This window comes from Alkalibacterium subtropicum, assembly GCF_900112455.1.
GTDB classification, from domain to species: Bacteria; Bacillota; Bacilli; order Lactobacillales; family Carnobacteriaceae_A; genus Alkalibacterium; species Alkalibacterium subtropicum.
Genome location: NZ_FOLT01000003.1, coordinates 107,347 through 123,933, shown reverse-complemented (window position 1 = coordinate 123,933; position 16,587 = coordinate 107,347). Strand labels below are relative to the sequence as shown.

The window sequence follows — 16,587 nt, the reverse complement described above, 5'->3', positions numbered from 1 at the left end:
TAAGGACATGGAAAAACCGTTAGTCTCGATCATCGTGCCGACTTATAATGTAGAAAGATATATCGAGGAGTGCATCGATGCCCTGCTCGCTCAGACTTATCCGAACACCGAGATCATCGTCCTGGACGATGCGTCGACCGATGCGACCGTCTATCTTTTAAAACAGTACACCGAAGAGATCATCCTGATCGAAAATGAAAAGAACGAAGGCCAGGGGGCACGCCGCAATCAGGGACTCCAGATAGCCAAAGGAAAGTACATCTATTTCATGGATGCCGACGACTGGCTGGAAAAAGAGGCTTTAGAAGAACTCGTCTCTCAAGCTGAGGACACTCACGCCGAACTGGTCCGCTTCAATGGCACAGCTTTTTATCAGGGCGATCAGGCACTGATCAGGGAGAACAACTACGACTTTTCCGGCATGCTTGAAAACAACATGCTTTACAAAGGAGAAGAGGCCCTTTTAAAAAACAGAAAAGCCTTCAATCCGTCCCCCTGTCTCTACTTGGTCAACAAAGCTGTGATCGACTTGAACGACCTGTCATTCATTGAAGGGGTCCTGCATGAAGACGAGTACTTCACGACCGTCCTGTTTGCGAACACCCAAAGCATGACTTACTTGAACAAAAACTATTACCACCGCCGCTACCGGACCGCATCGACCATGACGGAACAGACGAAACAGCACAAGCTAAGGTCGTTCAATTCCTACATTAAAGTGTTCCAGGCGCTGGAAGCCGAGTACAAACTGTCTGACTATTCAAAACTGCAGAAACAGTTCATCAAGCGTCAGCTGCTTTCCATCTATAACGCCCTTGTGGTCAGTGACGTGCATCCGGAGATGAAACGCCAGCTGAAACAGTTTAAAACGGTGACGTTCAAAGACAAACTGTTCGTGCTGGGGGCAAGACTCAAACAGCACCTGGAAAGATGAGAATAAAAAGTGAATAAGAAAGCACTTCCCTTTACCAGATTATGACAATACGCTGAAAATTTGTCGGTAGAGGTTCTTTTTATGGTAAAATGGCTTTTGATTGTGTCACACTAGAGATACTGAATATAATGAATAAAGAGAACGGAGCAGAGACAGAGATGAAGAAAAAGAAAATCGCGATCGTCTTCGGGACACGACCGGAAGCGATCAAAATGGCGCCAGTCATTCTTGAACTGAAAAAATATCAGAGTGCATTTGAACCCTGCATCATCGTCTCTGCCCAGCATAGAGAAATGCTCGACCAGGTCCTGTCCGTTTTTGATATCACCCCGGATTACGATCTGGACATCATGAAACGCAACCAGACCTTATCGGATATCACCTCCGATGTCCTGAAAGGGATCGAAACGGTCTTTGTCAAAGAACAGCCGGATATGGTCCTCGTCCACGGGGATACCACCACGAGTTTTGCGGCTGCCCTGGCGGCCTTCTATCACCAGATCCCGATCGGACATGTGGAAGCCGGACTCCGGACCCATGATAAATATTTCCCGTTTCCAGAGGAAGGCAACAGACAGTTGATCGATACAATCACCGATCTGTTCTTTGTTCCGACGGAGACTACGAAACAGAACCTTCTTAAAGAAGGCAAGGACGAACAGCAGATAGTTGTCACAGGCAACACCGCGATCGACGCGATCCATTACACAAAAAACAGTCTGGTCAATCATTCGGCGCTGGATCTGATGGATGCCAAACCCGATCAGAAATGGATCCTCCTGACGTCACACCGGCGTGAGAATTACGGCGAACCGATGCGCAATATTTTCGAAGCTATAGTGGACGTTGTCGACACGCATCCGGATGCGGAAGTGCTGCTTCCCGTGCATTTGAGTCCGGTCGTGCAGAAACTGGCCCGAAAACATCTGGGCAACCATAAACGCATCCATCTGATCGAACCGCTGGAAGTGGATGTGTTCCATCAGGCGATGAACAAAGCGTATCTGGTCCTGACCGATTCAGGCGGTCTGCAGGAAGAAGCACCGGCGCTGGATAAACCGGTCCTTGTTTTAAGAGATAAAACAGAACGCCCGGAAGGTCTGGAAAACGGGACCTTAAAAGTGATCGGTACAGAGAAGGCAAATGTAAAAGACGAAGTCACCGCCTTGCTGAATGACCAGAAGCTTTATCAGAAAATGTCCAAAGCAGTCAACCCATACGGAGACGGCTTGGCAAGCAGCAGGATCGTAAAAGAAATCACACAGTACTTCGAGTGAAGGAGAGACATGGACTTTGGACATTTCATTTAATGAAACGAACGTTTACAGACGTTACCCTAAACGCTGGTCAGCGCTCTTTTTATCTCTCGTATCCCTGACCTTTTTAGTCAGCGACTGGGCCATCCTTTACTCCTCTTTTGGAGATTTCCTGCTGGCTTTCGCCGTGCTGCTGATTTTCCTGCTGGGAAAGGTCCATATCGACAAGAAACAGATGCTTGCGCTCGCCGTCATCTTCACGATTTTAGCGCTGACCTTTATACTTTCTTATCTTTACAATGATTACTGGTTCAGCCTGCAGCGGGCGCTGCTATCGACAGTGAAACTGATTTTCTATTCAGTGTCGCTAGTCCTTATATACAACTATATCAAACAGAACCAGCTCAGCCCTTCTTTTTTGAGACTGAACAATGGATTGGCGACGATCGCTGTAGTCATCGGCATCTTATTGACCCTTTCCATATACTTGGATAATCTTGAACTGCCTCATTTCGTCTGGACATTCACGCGTCAGGATACGAGAAGTTACTTGTATGCCGGCAACGATGCCATCGTCAGGACCCGGAGCCTTTTCTCCGAACCGGCGCACCTGGGCTATTATCTGAATACGCTGTTTTTCGCGAATGTGATGGACAGGAAAGTCAAAACGAAAAAAACAGTGCTGTTCATCCTGGCGGCAGGGATACTGCTGACGCTGAGCTACAGCATGATCCTCATTTTCGTGCTGACGAGCATGACACTGCTTGTTTCACGCATGCTGAAAGGGGAATTCGCCTGGTCGTACTGGTACTTGGCACCCTTAGTCTTACTGGGGGCACTGGTCACTTATTTCTGGGACTTTATCGATGTGACGATCATCGAACGGACGCGAATTATCCTCAGCGGGGAAGACGGGTCAGCGAACATCCGTCTCTTTGGAGCCTGGGAGTATGTCGAACCAGACCGCCTGCTGATGGGGAACGGGATCGGACATACCCCGCCGATCACAAATATTTACGCCTACATATTGAGTGATTTTGGCCTGATCGGTTTTATACCTTATCTCGGACTGACTTTATATGTACTCATGAACAGCCTGCCGGCCTTCATCTTTTTCGTGATGATGAACATGGCCAAAGGCGGCTATTTAAATCCCGCGTTCTGGCTGTTTCTCCTGTTTGTCTTTCTATACGGCTTAACAAAAGAACAGCAGCAGGACAGGCTATAATAATGAAAGGAGGCATCCATTTATGTATGATATGTATCAAGTACTCGTCAATGTTTTATTGACGATTTTAATAAGCGTGACCCTGACACCTCTCGTCAGGAGGTTGTCGTTTAAAGTGGGTGCGGTAGATGTACCTAACAAGCGCAGAGTAAACACCAAAGTGATGCCTTCCATGGGAGGGCTGGCGATTTATCTGACGTTCTTTTTCTCAGTCTTCGTCCTGCAGCCGGTCCAGTTCAGTATATCCGTTCCGATCTTCATTGCGTCAACGATCGTGCTGCTGACAGGTGTCGTCGATGATATCAAAGAAATCAGTCCCAAAGCGAAAATGCTCGGTCTGATCATTGCAGCAGTCCTGGTTGTTTTAATGAATGATCTGACGGTGGTCCAGGTGAGTGTCCCTTTTAGAGACGATATTTTCCTTTCCACGTGGATAGGGTTCCCACTGACCATCTTCTGGATCCTGGCTATCACCAACTCGATCAATCTGATCGATGGACTGGATGGACTGGCCAGCGGTGTCTCGGTCATTGCCTTGACCACGATGGGGATCATTGGTGTGTTCTTTCTGGATGCAACAAGTTTTGTGACCAGCATCATGATCTTCACCTTAGTCGGCGCGATCGCTGGTTTTCTGCCTTATAATTTCTTCCCGGCACGCATATACCTCGGAGATACAGGGGCACTGTTCTTAGGTTTCATGATTTCAGTCCTGTCGTTATATGGCCTGAAAAACGTCACCCTGATCACCCTGATCATTCCGATCGTCATCTTGGGTATCCCTATCACAGATACGGTCTATGCGATGCTGAGAAGAAAGCTGAATAAACTGCCTATGTCCAGTGCGGACAGACATCACATGCATCACAGACTGATGTCTCTGGGGCTGACCCACAAGCAGACGGTTCTGGTCATCTACCTGATCGCCGGGATCTTTTCTATGATCGCGCTGCTTTATCCGTTATCTTCACTCTATGGATCGATCCTGATCACCATTGCCTTACTGCTCGGACTGGAGATATTTATCGAGCTGATCGGCTTGGTCGGAGAAGACAGACGGCCATTATTGAAGAAACTGAGACGCTTTGTGGATAAACTAAACAACAAGGACAACAAATAGTATAATAGTAGGGGATAATTATGAGTACGAATAAGCTAGTGTCGATCGTCATGCCAACATATAATGCGGCGCAGTTCATCAAAGAGACCATTGATTCCATCATCAGCCAGACCTATGAGAACTGGGAACTGATCGTGGTCGATGACTGTTCAACGGATGAAACTGTGTCGATCATCAACGCCTATGCCGACGACCGGATCCATCTTATCAAACTGTCAAAGAATCAGGGAGCAGCGGTCGCCAGGAATACGGCTCTTAAGAACGTATCCGGGGCATATATTGCTTTTCTGGACAGCGATGATCTATGGGATAAAGAGAAGCTGAGCAAACAGCTGACATTCATGGAAGAAAATGACTATCTGTTTACCAGTACCGATTATGCGGAGATCGATGAGTCCGGTGAAAAGACAGGAACAGTGGTCAAATCTCACCCCAAACTTGACTATGAAGGGGTGCTGAAGTACTGTCCCGGTAATTCGACGGTCATGTATAACGCGCAGGAGCTGGGGATCTTTTTCATCCCTGACATCAAAAGAAGAAACGACTTTGTCATGTGGCTGCAGGTCATCAAGAAAGCCAAGGTTGTCTATGGTCTGCCTGAAGCCCTGACCTATTACAGAGTCAGAGAAGGCTCCTTGTCCAAAGATAAAAAGAAACTGATCAAATATCAGTGGAAAGTGTACAGGGACATTGAAAAACTGCCTGTCATGAAATCTGTCTTTTTACTTTTTCATAAAATCTATACCGTTCTTAAAAAGAAATAAAGGGTGATCACAGATGGTAAACGTCTTTCATATCAATTCAAATTATTTGACGTCAAGACTCCACGAGAACCTGGTCGAGAAACTTGAAAACAAGGGAATACACAATACGATATATATGCCGGTGAAGAAAGAAACGATCGATGAGTTCCTTTATGAATCCCGCTTCGATGTAAAGGCACCGGTGACGTTTAAAGACCGGGATAAATTCATCTTTACCTGGAAACAGCACAAGATCATCAGAAAAATGGAAGAACTGTATGATTTCAAAACGATCGATATCATCCATGCGCATACCTTGTTCACGGACGGCAACGTGGCGCATTATCTTTCAGAAAAATATGACATTCCCTACGTGGTGACAGTGAGAGGCATGACGGACATCGACGGCTTCTTCAAAAAGCGGATCAACTTACGAGCCCGCGGCAGAAGGATTCTGAAAGATGCGTCACGTATCGTTTTTCTCTCAGAAGCCAATAAACAGACGCTGCTTTCCGAGTACATAAAAAATGACCGGACGGCTCTACAAAAGAAATCCAAGGTCATTCCCAACGGTATCGATGATTTCTGGTTCGAACATGAGTACAGACCGAAAGAGATGAGGTCGGATAAATCAGTGGACCTGCTGTATGTAGGCAAACTGAAGAAATCCAAGAATGCTCCAAGTGTGGTCGAAGCCATGCGGATACTTAAAGATAAATACGACATAGAGGCCAATGCCACGTTCATCGGAAAAATCGTGGATCAGGACATCCATGATGAACTGGCCGCCGTGGAAGACGTGCCGGTGAAACTCCTGCCACCCGCGGGCAAGGACGTGCTTTTGGATCTCTATAGAAACAGTGATATCTTCATTATGCCGTCCTACTCAGAAACATTCGGACTCGTCTATCCTGAAGCGATGAGTCAGGGACTGCCCGTCATCTATTCAAAAGGACAGGGCTTTGACGGCCAGTTCCAGTACGGACAGGTCGGTTTCCCGGTGGATCCTTATGAACCTGAAGACATCGCTGACAGACTGGCTGATATCATCAAGGATTATAAAACGATCTCTACGAATGCAATCGAGAAGTACAAATTGTTCAACTGGCAGACGATTTCAGAGGAACATAAAGAAAACTACGCTAAGGTACTACAAGACAGAAAGGAGGCTAATATTGATTGATAAAAAGAAAAAACTCATCCTGATTTTAGTGTCTCACTTTTTTATCTACCGGTTTTATTTCGATTTTGTCAGCACTGCTTTACAGCAGCTCGTCATTTTTGGAATGCTCGGATTGTATATCATCGTGAATTTTAAAAGTATCTGGGAATTTTTCCATAATGTGGGAAGGTACAAAACGATATTCATGATGAGTAATCTTTTCTATATATCAGCAATATTATTTTCTTTCTTCACGCCGATACTGTATAAGACGTATGACTTCACCTATTTTTCTGTGCATGTGAGATATGCGTCTTTCCTGGTCTCTTATGTGGTGCTCCTTGATCTAATAAAGAGATGGATGGGGAGAAGCGAACTGAAGGATAATTTTTTGAGGCTGTTCGTCCTGTCATCCAGAAACTATGTACTGGTTTCCGTATTGATGCTGACTGTCCCGCAAATCAAAGATTTTTGGGCGAGCGTCATACTCATCAATGATAGAAGCCTGGATTTGATCACCAACAATTCCGCCTACATTGCACGGTTCGGCTGGGCTGGCTATTCAGGTTTTGCCGTGACTTTTATGATCACGATAGCCGTGATTTTTTCCATGACGTTCATTTTAAAAGATATCAGCAAACTGCAGCCGATCAGAAAGAGTGATCTGTTCAATACAGTCATTCTGCTGATGGGTAATGCTTTCTACGGTCGGTCGGGCTTATTGACGTCCGTGGCTGTGATCGGTCTCAGCGCTCTTTACATTGTTATCCGGTATAGAAAAATCCAGATGGCCTTGTCTTTTGCTGGACTGCTTGTACTGCTCTTTTTCGTGCTTACTTTCCTGCAGGCGTATAATGAAACCTTGGCGGACTGGTACAGCTGGGTCGTCACCCCGATTCAGAATCTTGTGACAACGGGTTCATTCAATGTGGGTTCCACGAATCATCTGTGGAGCATGTACTTTATTCCTGAACCGAGAACCCTGCTTTTAGGCGATGGGTTTTACACCAATCTTCAAACGGGGACCTATTATATGCGGATCGATGTCGGGTATCTCCGACCGATACTATTTGGAGGTTTGCCGATGCTGATCCAAAGTTATCTGGTTCCGGTATTGATGGCGCTGGGTGTCGGATCGATGCAGAAGGAAAACAGATTCCTTGCCTTTCTTCTGATTTTCATCTTGTTCGTTTTCGAAGTGAAAGGCGAAGTGGTCATTCCGCTGATCCCGACGGTATATACCTTGTTCCTGTCTGCCTCTTCATCCAAAGTCGATAAGCGCACACGGGTGAAACAGTCGTCAAGAATGCTGTACTACCGTGATGATGTCAATTTAAACAATGCTTAAATAATTGAGCGTATACTTCAAAAAGTAGGAGAGAATAATGGAAAAAATATTATGGACTGAAATCAAACGTTTCATAAAACGCAATGTAAAAAAAGTGATCGTGTTGTCAGTAGTTATTGGCCTGATTTATACATTAGCAGCCAATATGCTGATGGGTCAAAATGGCATGTATGAGACTGACGACACTCTGGAAGTCACCGAAGAGCTGGCAGAGTATTATTCAGGGTTTCAGGTTTATATCGAATATGATGATGGCAGATCCTTTGCCAACACGACCCTGCTGGAAGAATATATTCTTCAGCCTGAACTGATTGAAGAAGCAGAAGCAAGCACCGGTGTTGAAATTTTAAGCCGAATAGAACAACTTGAAGCTACTGGGTTTGAAAAGTCTGGAGACGATAGAGGTGTCCTCGGTGTGATCAGAGGAACCTACTCCGACATCTTTACTGTTCTGGTCAATGTGGGAACAGACAGCGAGAATGTGGCGGTCGCAGAATTCTACCTGGATGAGCTGACCACAGAGGATGTGAGTTTCCTCGAGAGCAAAGAGCTTCACGTATGGAGTGAACCGCAAGTGCTGAGCGACGCTGAAGATGCTGTTCCTGAAAGCGGAGACCTTGGCAATGACGTCGGAGATACAACGGTCGTTGACTATATGATCGATTGGGCCATCGGGACGGTCTTTGGCTTCATCATATCTACCCTTGTCCTGATTTTCTGGAGTCTGCTGAGAGATAGAGATTTATATGCCTTCACTTATAACCGGGGAAGCGACGATGTTTTCCTGCTGTATGATGCAGATAAAAACAATGCGGACGAAGTGGCGCAGCTTATTGTTTATCCATTGAATTATAATAAAATTGTCATCCATCACTCAAGGTTGCCGGATGCATTGAAAGACGCTCTTGAAAAGAAATCAGAAAGTCTGCCGCAATCTGTCGATTATGTACCAAAAATGGCTGATGCCTCAGTCAAGTCCGATAGAACAGAAGTCGTGATAATGATCGATAGTCTGAATGACTCGAAGAAATGGTACAGAAAACAGCGGCTGCTTGCAGACACATACCAGCTGCCTGTTAAAGTGGTGCAAATCAATTCCTGACAGTCAAGTACAATGAAAACAGAACCATGCCCCATTGAGCAGCAGAGCTTTCATGGGGCATGACTTTGGTTTACAAATAAAATTTATGACAGAGGTGTTATTATGAAAAAGTACGTATTTATTTCGGGTGGAGAATTATTCAATAAAGGTGCTCAGGCCATGACGTTCATCGCCGTTGACCAGATGAAGCGACGCTTTCCTGATGCGGAAATCGTCCTGTTGTCCACGAGTGACTATAAACGTTCTGAAGAAGATAAAAGCCATTACAACTTTACGATTCTGCCGTTTTCTACAGGGTGGATATATGACTATGTCGGGGGAGCCCTAGGCACAGTTTACAGTCTGAAAAATATGGTGAAAAAACCGTCGAAAGACAAATTCAGTACTGAAAAAGAAACGATCGGCCGCATGCTCAACGATGTCGTGGCCTGGATCGATATCAGCGGATACGCCTTGTCTTCCCAGTTTGCATCCAACCGTTCGCTGGATTTTCTGCTGCGTATTTTAACGGCCAAGCGTCACAATATCAAAATGGCGATCATGCCTCAGTCTTTCGGTCCCTTCGCATATGAAGGCAAGAACAAGTATCTGTTTGATTACTTGATGAAAAAAACGCTGCCGTATCCAGTCAGGATCTATGCCAGAGAACAGGAAGGCTATGATTTGCTGACAAAGGAGCGCAAGCTGCAGAACGTTGAACGGACCTATGATATGGTGCTGATGAACAAGGAATTGAACCTGAAAAACATTTACACAGAGGTTCCTGATTTCCCGACATATGAAGACGTCGAAAGTGCCATCGGAGTTGTGCCGAATGAAGAAAACTTCAAGCGCGCCGACAACGAAGAAGTCTACGCAGCGTACAAGTATGCGATCGATACGGCACTTGAACACGGGAGAAAGGTTTATCTTCTGAGACACTCTCAGAATGACCAGCAGGTGTGTCTGGATATCAAGAACATGTTCAAAGACAACGAGGCAGTCATCCTGCTGGACAGAGACATCAGTTCGCTGGAATTCGATAACCTGGTCGAAAAGCTGGACTTTGTCATCGGATCACGCTTCCATTCCATCGTTCACTCATACAAGAATCACGTGCCGTGTATTGCGATCGGCTGGGCAACAAAGTATCATGAACTATTGAAATTATTCAACCAGTATGACTACATCTTTGATGTGCGGGAAGACTTGGATAAAGACAAGCTGAACGCCGCTGTGGTGAAGCTTTTGAATAATTATCAGGAAGAATCACAAGTGATCGGTGAAAAACTCGTTGAGGTTCAGAATTCAACGAATTTATTTAAAGTTTTCTAAGGATCGAATGGAGAGAAACATCACATGTCAAAACTAAAAGATCAAGCAGTAAACAGTATTATGTGGACAACGATCAAAACCGCAGTCAATTCATTAGCGGCACCGTTGTTACTCGTTTTTAAAGCAAGGTACCTTTCACCAGCTGAGTTTGGTGTCATGGCTATCATCAGCGTGTTCGTTTCGCTGATATCTGTCCTGGAAAACTTTGGGGTCAGCACGGCGATCATTCAGAAAGATGACATCACCAAAAATGAACGTTCGTCACTGTTCATTTTCCAAACAACGTTCAGTATCATTATTGGCATACTGATCGTGCTGATATCGCCAGTCCTCTCATCTTTTTACGATATGAGTGCGTTAGTGGAACTTTTACCGATACTCAGTCTATCTGTCTTTTTAAACGGACCGGTCATCCTCTTTACGGCTTTTCTTGAAAAAGAACTGCACTTCAAGGCCTTATCTATCATTCAGATCATCAGGGAAGCGGCACTTGTGATCGCCACCGTGATCCTGCTGATGCTGGATTTTGGTCTGTACGGTGTGGTCATCGGGCAGGTCGTTTCAGTTGGCGTGATGGCCATCCTGATAATGATCGAAGCCTACAGGGTGGATCTGCTGCATTTATACTGGCATTTCAATATCCAGGAAATCAAACCTTTCATTAAATTTGGTGCGTTCATTGCGGCCAAGCAGATGATGACTCAGATCACCCATCATATCGATGAACTGATCATTGGTTACTTCCTGTCCGCGGAAACGCTGGGGCTGTATCACTTCGCCAAAAACATGTTAGGAAAACTGAGGATCTTGATCACGACGTCCTTTGCCAAAGTGATGTTCCCGGTATTATCCAAGGTCAAGAACAATCGTGCCAGGTTGACCAATGCGTACAATAGGATCTCAAAATACTTAGGCGTGTTTGCCTTTCCGATATTCATTGGGATCGCCTTGACCGCGCATTCGTTCATTCCTGTACTGTTTGGATCTGAGTGGCTGGAAAGCACGCCATTCTTTGTTGTCCTCTCACTGGCGTATATCCCGTATATCCTGACAGCCAATCTGGCCACGTCACTGCTGTATTCGGTCAATAAACCCAACCTTGTTTTATATACGGATATTGTTGTAAACTCTATCTATATCCTGCTGCTGCTGGTCTTTTCATGGATGGAAATGGGTATTTACTTTGTCGTTGCGCTCTATGCTGTCTACCTGGTGGTAAAAACGATGACGCTTCAGTTCATGACGACGATGTATCTGCATTCCACCTTCCGAAGCTACCTGGCCTTGTTCAAATACACGGTGATCGCCTCTCTCGTGATGACGGCAGCCGTCCTCAGCGTGCGTTACTTCGCAGTTGGGAATGTGGGTGAGCTGGCAGAGATGATCATCAGCATACTCGCTGGTTCAGCGGCCTATCTCGGCGTCTATGTCCTGATAGATAAACAAACACTGACTGGCATGAAAGACCTCGTCGTGAAACGATAAATGACTGAAAGGATTAACCAATGAAAAAATTGATCAAGAAAATGGTTCCCGATTCATTGCGACTTCAGATAGTCAAGTGGATCAAGGAATACCGTATGAAGAAATTAATGAAAAATGATCAGAAACGCTTTTTGAAGTACAGTTTCGGTAAAAAAGACATTGCAGCCTTCAACCAGATCGAAGCCCGACTGACGAAAGAGTACCATTCCATTGAAAAAGGACTGTCATATAAAGAACTGCGTTTAGGTTTCGGCAAGCAGGTCCTTGAAAATGTGTTGAATCTGATGAAAGAATATCGAAGAAAAGGGTATCCCTTAGACTCTCATGTGTATCAGACTGCCTTGAGTAATCTGCACAGTTATATTGCCGTTCATGATGAAGCGGGCTTCAATGTCGATAAGCTGAAAGAAGAAGTCAAACAGCTGGAATCGGGTCTGGAGGATTCCTGTTCCGGTGGTATCCTGTACAAAACGAAAGCGACTGTCATGGAACAGTCCAAAGCTGATTTCAAGACATTTGCCGAGAGCAGACACAGTGTCCGTGATTATTCCGGAGAACCTGTGGACAGGTCTATTCTTGAAAAAGCGTTCGAACTGGCAAAACGTACACCCTCAGCCTGTAACAGACAGTCCTGGAAGATCCGTGTCGTTGAAGATCCGAAGCTGAAGAAAACGATCCAGAAGAACCAGAACGGGAACCGCGGGTTCGGTGATTATATCGACAAGTTCATCATCATCACTGCAGACGTGCAGTATTATGACCGCATCCGTGAACGCAATCAGGCTAATATCGACGGCGGGATGTATGCCATGAACCTTTTATATGCCCTGCATTATTACGATATTGCTGCCGTGCCGTTAAGTGGCTCACTGAATTTGAATCAGGAAAATAATTTAAGAGCCGCCTTTGAGATACCGGATTATGAAAACTTTATTATGTTTATCGGTATCGGCAATTACGTCGATGAGTATAAAGTACCGAAATCAGACCGGCGGGAACTGGAGTACAAGTATTACTAGACCACGTCAATGAGATGAAGAGACATATGCTGAGTAAGAAGGTCCTGCTTAGGATATGTCTCTTTCTTTAACTTACAGGTACAGAGCAGGTGCCAAAGTGGCAGCCTCTCGTTACATAAGGAAGGAACATGCATATGCACGCTGATTATCTGATCAGAAAAGACAGAGATAGATCCTTTGACCAATACGGCCGGCTGGGGCCGTTTATCTTTAACTATGAAGCAACAGAGCTGTTTACTCAGATAGACCATGCAGACAAAAGCATCATCCTTTACGGTAAAGTCATTGACAGCCGGAATGCCGCTCTGACTCCCCGGGAAATCGCTGCTGATCTTTTGGCAGCCGAAAACATGACTGAGCTCCTCGCATATTCAAGATATCTGGCCGGACGTTATGTCATTCTGTTCAGGGTGAAAGAGGAGCTATGGGTCCTGCCGGATGCCACGAGTTCGGTCCCTGTCTATTATACGGTGACCGGACATGAAACAGTTGTGGCTTCCAGTCAGAAGCGCATAGCCGACGTGTTGGGATTTGAGCTGTCAGCATCTGCTGTGAAAATCAAAGCGTCAGCTGAAGAGCAGCAGTCGCTGCCGTATGATTCGGCGATGTATGATGAAATGAAGGCCGTAATCCCCAATCATTACTTGAACGTGAACGAACAGAGAGCGGTCAGACATTTTCCTTCGTATAAAATGCAGGAGAAAACGGTGGAGGAAGTTGCCTTAGAAACCATACATCTGACCCAGAATGTTGTAGACAATTACATGGCAGAGCGCGAGCTCATCATCCCGCTTACTGCAGGGAAGGACAGCCGTCTCGTCCTGTCTTTTTTTAGAAAGTATCAGGACAGGATCAAGTTGTACACATTCAACCATCATCCTGAGAGCCCGGAACCGGATGACATCCGCATACCCAAACAGCTGACTGAAAAGCTTGGACTGACCTATCGGGTCTTTCCAAGAGAACAGCTGGAAGAATCTGATTATAAACACTACCAGACAATGTTTTCCGGTACACAAAACAAACGGATACTGGAAAATGCGCTGACATTGAAAAAATCAGAATACCGTGACCAGTCGTTTGTCACAGGGGACATCATCCCGCTCGTTAAAAGTAATTTCGGCAGGAAACTTCCGGAAAAACTTGCCACGCCGAGTTATTTGGTGACTAAGACACACAACTATTCCAAAGAAAACAAGGCACGGATCACGGAATGGCTCAATGAGGTCAAAGGATCAGCACATGAAAATCAGGTCTCCCTGTACGATCTTTTTTTCTGGGAAATGCGTTTAGGCCGCTGGCTGCCTAATAACATGGCCAACTATGATACGATGAGCGATCCTGTCCTCATTTTTAATAACCGTCACCTGATCGAAAGCTGGTCAGCTATTCCGCGGGCCAAGCGTGTCGACACGGCTATTCACGAAATGATCATAGCAAAGCAGTGGCCTGAACTGTTAGATATCTCGCTGACTTCAGGTGGAGGACTGGCCAATGCCCTGACTCAACAGTCATATGTGTATTATCTCGCTACCTTCTTAAAATATGGTGTGCATAAATTCAAAAAATAACGGGATGATCGTCTGAACTTAAGACGAGTAAAAAAGCGTCAGTGAGATGCATGAAAAGGAGTAGAATGATGAAAGACGAGAAACTGGTATCCGTAGTTATGCCGATATATAATGCCGAAGAATTTCTGAGAGACAATTTAGACTCTATAAAGAAGCAAACCTACGCGAACCTTGAGGTGCTGCTGGTAGATGACGGGTCCACAGACGGATCGGCGCAGATCGCTCAGGCATTCTGTTTGAACGATCCTCGGTTCAGCTACTATCTACAGCAGAATCAGGGCGCCCCGGCTGCAAGGAATCACGGGTTCAGAGAATCACACGGGAAGTATGTCATGTTCGTCGATTCAGATGACGTGTTGAAAGAAGACGGGATCGAACGGCTCTATCGGGTCGCTCAAAAGCAGCAGGCAGATCTGGTCATCGGCCAGTACGACACGATCGATGAAACGGGCAAACCTTTAGAGTTTAAAAAAATGGCGTTCACCAAAGACGGTATTTTTGATGCATCAAGCAGCCTGGAACGATTATTCTTCTTTTCGCCTGTCCCTGGAAACAAGCTGTATAATGCCGAACTGCTGAGAGAGAAGGATCTTTATTTCAGTGATCTGAAGCGGGCCCAGGATCTGAATTTCTACCTCAAATTCCTTTCATACGCTGACAAAGTGTGCACGACGTCGGATACCACTTACCTGTACCGGATCAGAGCAAACAGCATCAGTCACACAGTCTCGCCGGTGATTCTGGAAACGATCAGGAGCCTGAACGATGTGGAGGCATTCTACCGTCAGGCCGGACGCTACAGTAAAAAGCTGTTCAGTTCCCTGAAATTCAAGTATTACTCCGACCAGTTGTCCAAGATCCCTCAGATCGAGGACAGGACCGAACGTCAAGAGACCTATCAGCGGCTGGCTGCTGAACTGAAGGCCATCAGGAAAAACGACTTGCTGCCGGCTTTTCGGAAGACAAAGTACCGGAAAGTAAAAACGAAGCTGCTGTTCCCGTTTCTATATAAGAGCAGACTATACAGTAGCCTGCAGACACGCCGGCTCGAACGAAAGAAAAGAAAACGCTGAGGTATGCGAGCAGAAAAGTAAGGAGGATACCGGGTGAAAGTCCTGTATATTGCCAATTTAAATTTACATGTCAAAGGCGGGTTGTTTAAAGCCACCTTCGAACGCATCTCAAGGATGAAGGAACGTGTGGACAGTACCTGCATCATCAATAACAATTTTTATGACAGCACGACCATTACTGCCGTGAAAAAGCTGCTGCGCATGAACGATATCCGGAACAGAAAACCGGATAAGAGCCACTACAAAAACATAGAGATCACTAACGCCAACTATAAGCGTACGGTTTTCTTTTACCTGAAACGGCTGCTCCATCTGAAATCTACCGAGAACGGTATGATCGACTATTATGCAGAGCGTTACAAAAAGGAACTGGAAAGTACAGATCTGATCCATGCGCATTTTGGCTGGACGAACGGCTATATCGCCTACCGATTAAGTCAGATCTTTGACAAGCCTTATTTTATTACGCTTCACGGCAGTGACGTAAACAAGGTATGGAAGCATAACATCAGCCGTCTGGTCGAGGCGATGGAACAGGCCGATGCCTGCTTTTTTGTGAGCAAACGCCTGCTCAAACAGGCCAAAGCACTCGGGTACTCTGGGAAAAATTCCGTGATCACCTACAACGGTGTAGATACAGCATTATTTGAACAGCAGACAATGCAGAAACACAAGCGCGTCGGCTTTATCGGATCGATGAAAAAAATCAAGGGGGCCGATTTCCTTCCGGATATCTTTCACAAGATTCATCAAGCGGACCGTGACGTGAGCTTCACCGTCATCGGCGACGGTCCTTTAAGGGCAGAGGTAGAAAAAAACATCGCTCAGATGGATATCGACTGTGAGCTGCTCGGGTTAGTCGATTACGATGAGATCCCTGAAATCATGAAGACGATCGATGTGCTGGTCGTTCCCAGCCGGAATGAAGGCTTGCCCCTGGTCATCCTGGAAGCCAATGCAATGAATATCCCCGTCGTGGGTACAAGTTCTGGAGGGATACCTGAAGCCATCGGCTTTGAAGAAAATATCATTCCCTTTGATGAACAGCTGCCGGAAAACATGGCCAGACGGGTCAATGCGCTCCTGGACGACGCATCACAAACCAGTAAGTACCGGGACCGAGTAGTGGATAAATTTGACTGGGACAAAATCGTCGCCATCGAACTAAAGGAATATAAAAAAGCCTATAAATCAGTTTAAGCCAACACTAAACACAGGCAAAAAAACACACC

Annotated in this window: 14 protein-coding genes; all 14 read left to right on the top strand. The window is 45.7% G+C overall.

Features of this window, described 5'->3' with window-relative positions:
• Positions 1-7: 7 nt before the first annotated feature.
• The gene (locus BM049_RS04125; protein ID WP_091528892.1) at positions 8-934 is read left to right on the top strand and encodes a glycosyltransferase family 2 protein; all 927 of its coding nucleotides are present in this window, start codon (positions 8-10) and stop codon (positions 932-934) included.
• 158 nt (positions 935-1,092) lie between these two features.
• A complete protein-coding gene (wecB, locus tag BM049_RS04120; RefSeq protein WP_091529192.1) occupies positions 1,093-2,211 on the top strand; it encodes a non-hydrolyzing UDP-N-acetylglucosamine 2-epimerase in 1,119 nt (372 codons plus the stop codon).
• Positions 2,212-2,227: 16 nt separating this feature from the next.
• The gene (locus BM049_RS04115; RefSeq protein WP_091528890.1) at positions 2,228-3,418 is read left to right on the top strand and encodes a hypothetical protein; all 1,191 of its coding nucleotides are present in this window, start codon (positions 2,228-2,230) and stop codon (positions 3,416-3,418) included.
• 31 nt (positions 3,419-3,449) lie between these two features.
• The gene (locus BM049_RS04110) at positions 3,450-4,538 is read left to right on the top strand and encodes a glycosyltransferase family 4 protein (RefSeq protein ID WP_177188601.1); all 1,089 of its coding nucleotides are present in this window, start codon (positions 3,450-3,452) and stop codon (positions 4,536-4,538) included.
• A 20-nt stretch (positions 4,539-4,558) separates the two neighbouring features.
• Entirely contained in the window at positions 4,559-5,302 is a 744-nt protein-coding gene (locus BM049_RS04105; RefSeq protein WP_091528886.1) for a glycosyltransferase family 2 protein, read from the top strand.
• A 13-nt stretch (positions 5,303-5,315) separates the two neighbouring features.
• Positions 5,316-6,464 (top strand): glycosyltransferase family 4 protein, encoded by a 1,149-nt coding sequence (locus BM049_RS04100; RefSeq protein ID WP_091528885.1) that lies wholly within the window; start codon positions 5,316-5,318, stop codon positions 6,462-6,464.
• Positions 6,457-7,791, top strand: coding sequence for a hypothetical protein (locus BM049_RS04095; RefSeq protein WP_091528883.1), 1,335 nt, complete (start codon positions 6,457-6,459; stop codon positions 7,789-7,791). The genes BM049_RS04100 and BM049_RS04095 overlap by 8 nt, the downstream gene beginning before the upstream one ends.
• Before the next feature lie 37 nt (positions 7,792-7,828).
• Positions 7,829-8,893, top strand: a complete 1,065-nt coding sequence (locus BM049_RS04090) for a hypothetical protein (protein ID WP_091528882.1) — start codon at positions 7,829-7,831, stop codon at positions 8,891-8,893.
• Between the two features lie 102 nt (positions 8,894-8,995).
• Positions 8,996-10,207, top strand: coding sequence for a polysaccharide pyruvyl transferase family protein (locus tag BM049_RS04085; protein ID WP_091528880.1), 1,212 nt, complete (start codon positions 8,996-8,998; stop codon positions 10,205-10,207).
• A 24-nt stretch (positions 10,208-10,231) separates the two neighbouring features.
• The gene (locus BM049_RS04080) at positions 10,232-11,692 is read left to right on the top strand and encodes a lipopolysaccharide biosynthesis protein (protein WP_091528879.1); all 1,461 of its coding nucleotides are present in this window, start codon (positions 10,232-10,234) and stop codon (positions 11,690-11,692) included.
• A 20-nt stretch (positions 11,693-11,712) separates the two neighbouring features.
• Positions 11,713-12,711, top strand: a complete 999-nt coding sequence (locus BM049_RS04075; protein ID WP_091528877.1) for a nitroreductase family protein — start codon at positions 11,713-11,715, stop codon at positions 12,709-12,711.
• A 128-nt stretch (positions 12,712-12,839) separates the two neighbouring features.
• The gene (locus BM049_RS04070) at positions 12,840-14,282 is read left to right on the top strand and encodes a hypothetical protein (RefSeq protein WP_177188588.1); all 1,443 of its coding nucleotides are present in this window, start codon (positions 12,840-12,842) and stop codon (positions 14,280-14,282) included.
• Between the two features lie 68 nt (positions 14,283-14,350).
• Entirely contained in the window at positions 14,351-15,355 is a 1,005-nt protein-coding gene (locus BM049_RS04065) for a glycosyltransferase family 2 protein (protein WP_177188587.1), read from the top strand.
• Positions 15,356-15,388: 33 nt separating this feature from the next.
• Positions 15,389-16,555, top strand: coding sequence for a glycosyltransferase (locus BM049_RS04060; RefSeq protein ID WP_091528873.1), 1,167 nt, complete (start codon positions 15,389-15,391; stop codon positions 16,553-16,555).
• Positions 16,556-16,587: the final 32 nt, after the last annotated feature.

Coding starts and splice junctions, on each gene's coding strand:
- BM049_RS04125 (WP_091528892.1), top strand. CDS start 8: ATGGAAAAACCGTTAGTCTCGATCATCGTGCCGACTTATAATGTAGAA.
- wecB (WP_091529192.1), top strand. CDS start 1,093: ATGAAGAAAAAGAAAATCGCGATCGTCTTCGGGACACGACCGGAAGCG.
- BM049_RS04110 (WP_177188601.1), top strand. CDS start 3,450: ATGTATCAAGTACTCGTCAATGTTTTATTGACGATTTTAATAAGCGTG.
- BM049_RS04105 (WP_091528886.1), top strand. CDS start 4,559: ATGAGTACGAATAAGCTAGTGTCGATCGTCATGCCAACATATAATGCG.
- BM049_RS04100 (WP_091528885.1), top strand. CDS start 5,316: ATGGTAAACGTCTTTCATATCAATTCAAATTATTTGACGTCAAGACTC.
- BM049_RS04090 (WP_091528882.1), top strand. CDS start 7,829: ATGGAAAAAATATTATGGACTGAAATCAAACGTTTCATAAAACGCAAT.
- BM049_RS04085 (WP_091528880.1), top strand. CDS start 8,996: ATGAAAAAGTACGTATTTATTTCGGGTGGAGAATTATTCAATAAAGGT.
- BM049_RS04080 (WP_091528879.1), top strand. CDS start 10,232: ATGTCAAAACTAAAAGATCAAGCAGTAAACAGTATTATGTGGACAACG.
- BM049_RS04075 (WP_091528877.1), top strand. CDS start 11,713: ATGAAAAAATTGATCAAGAAAATGGTTCCCGATTCATTGCGACTTCAG.
- BM049_RS04070 (WP_177188588.1), top strand. CDS start 12,840: ATGCATATGCACGCTGATTATCTGATCAGAAAAGACAGAGATAGATCC.
- BM049_RS04065 (WP_177188587.1), top strand. CDS start 14,351: ATGAAAGACGAGAAACTGGTATCCGTAGTTATGCCGATATATAATGCC.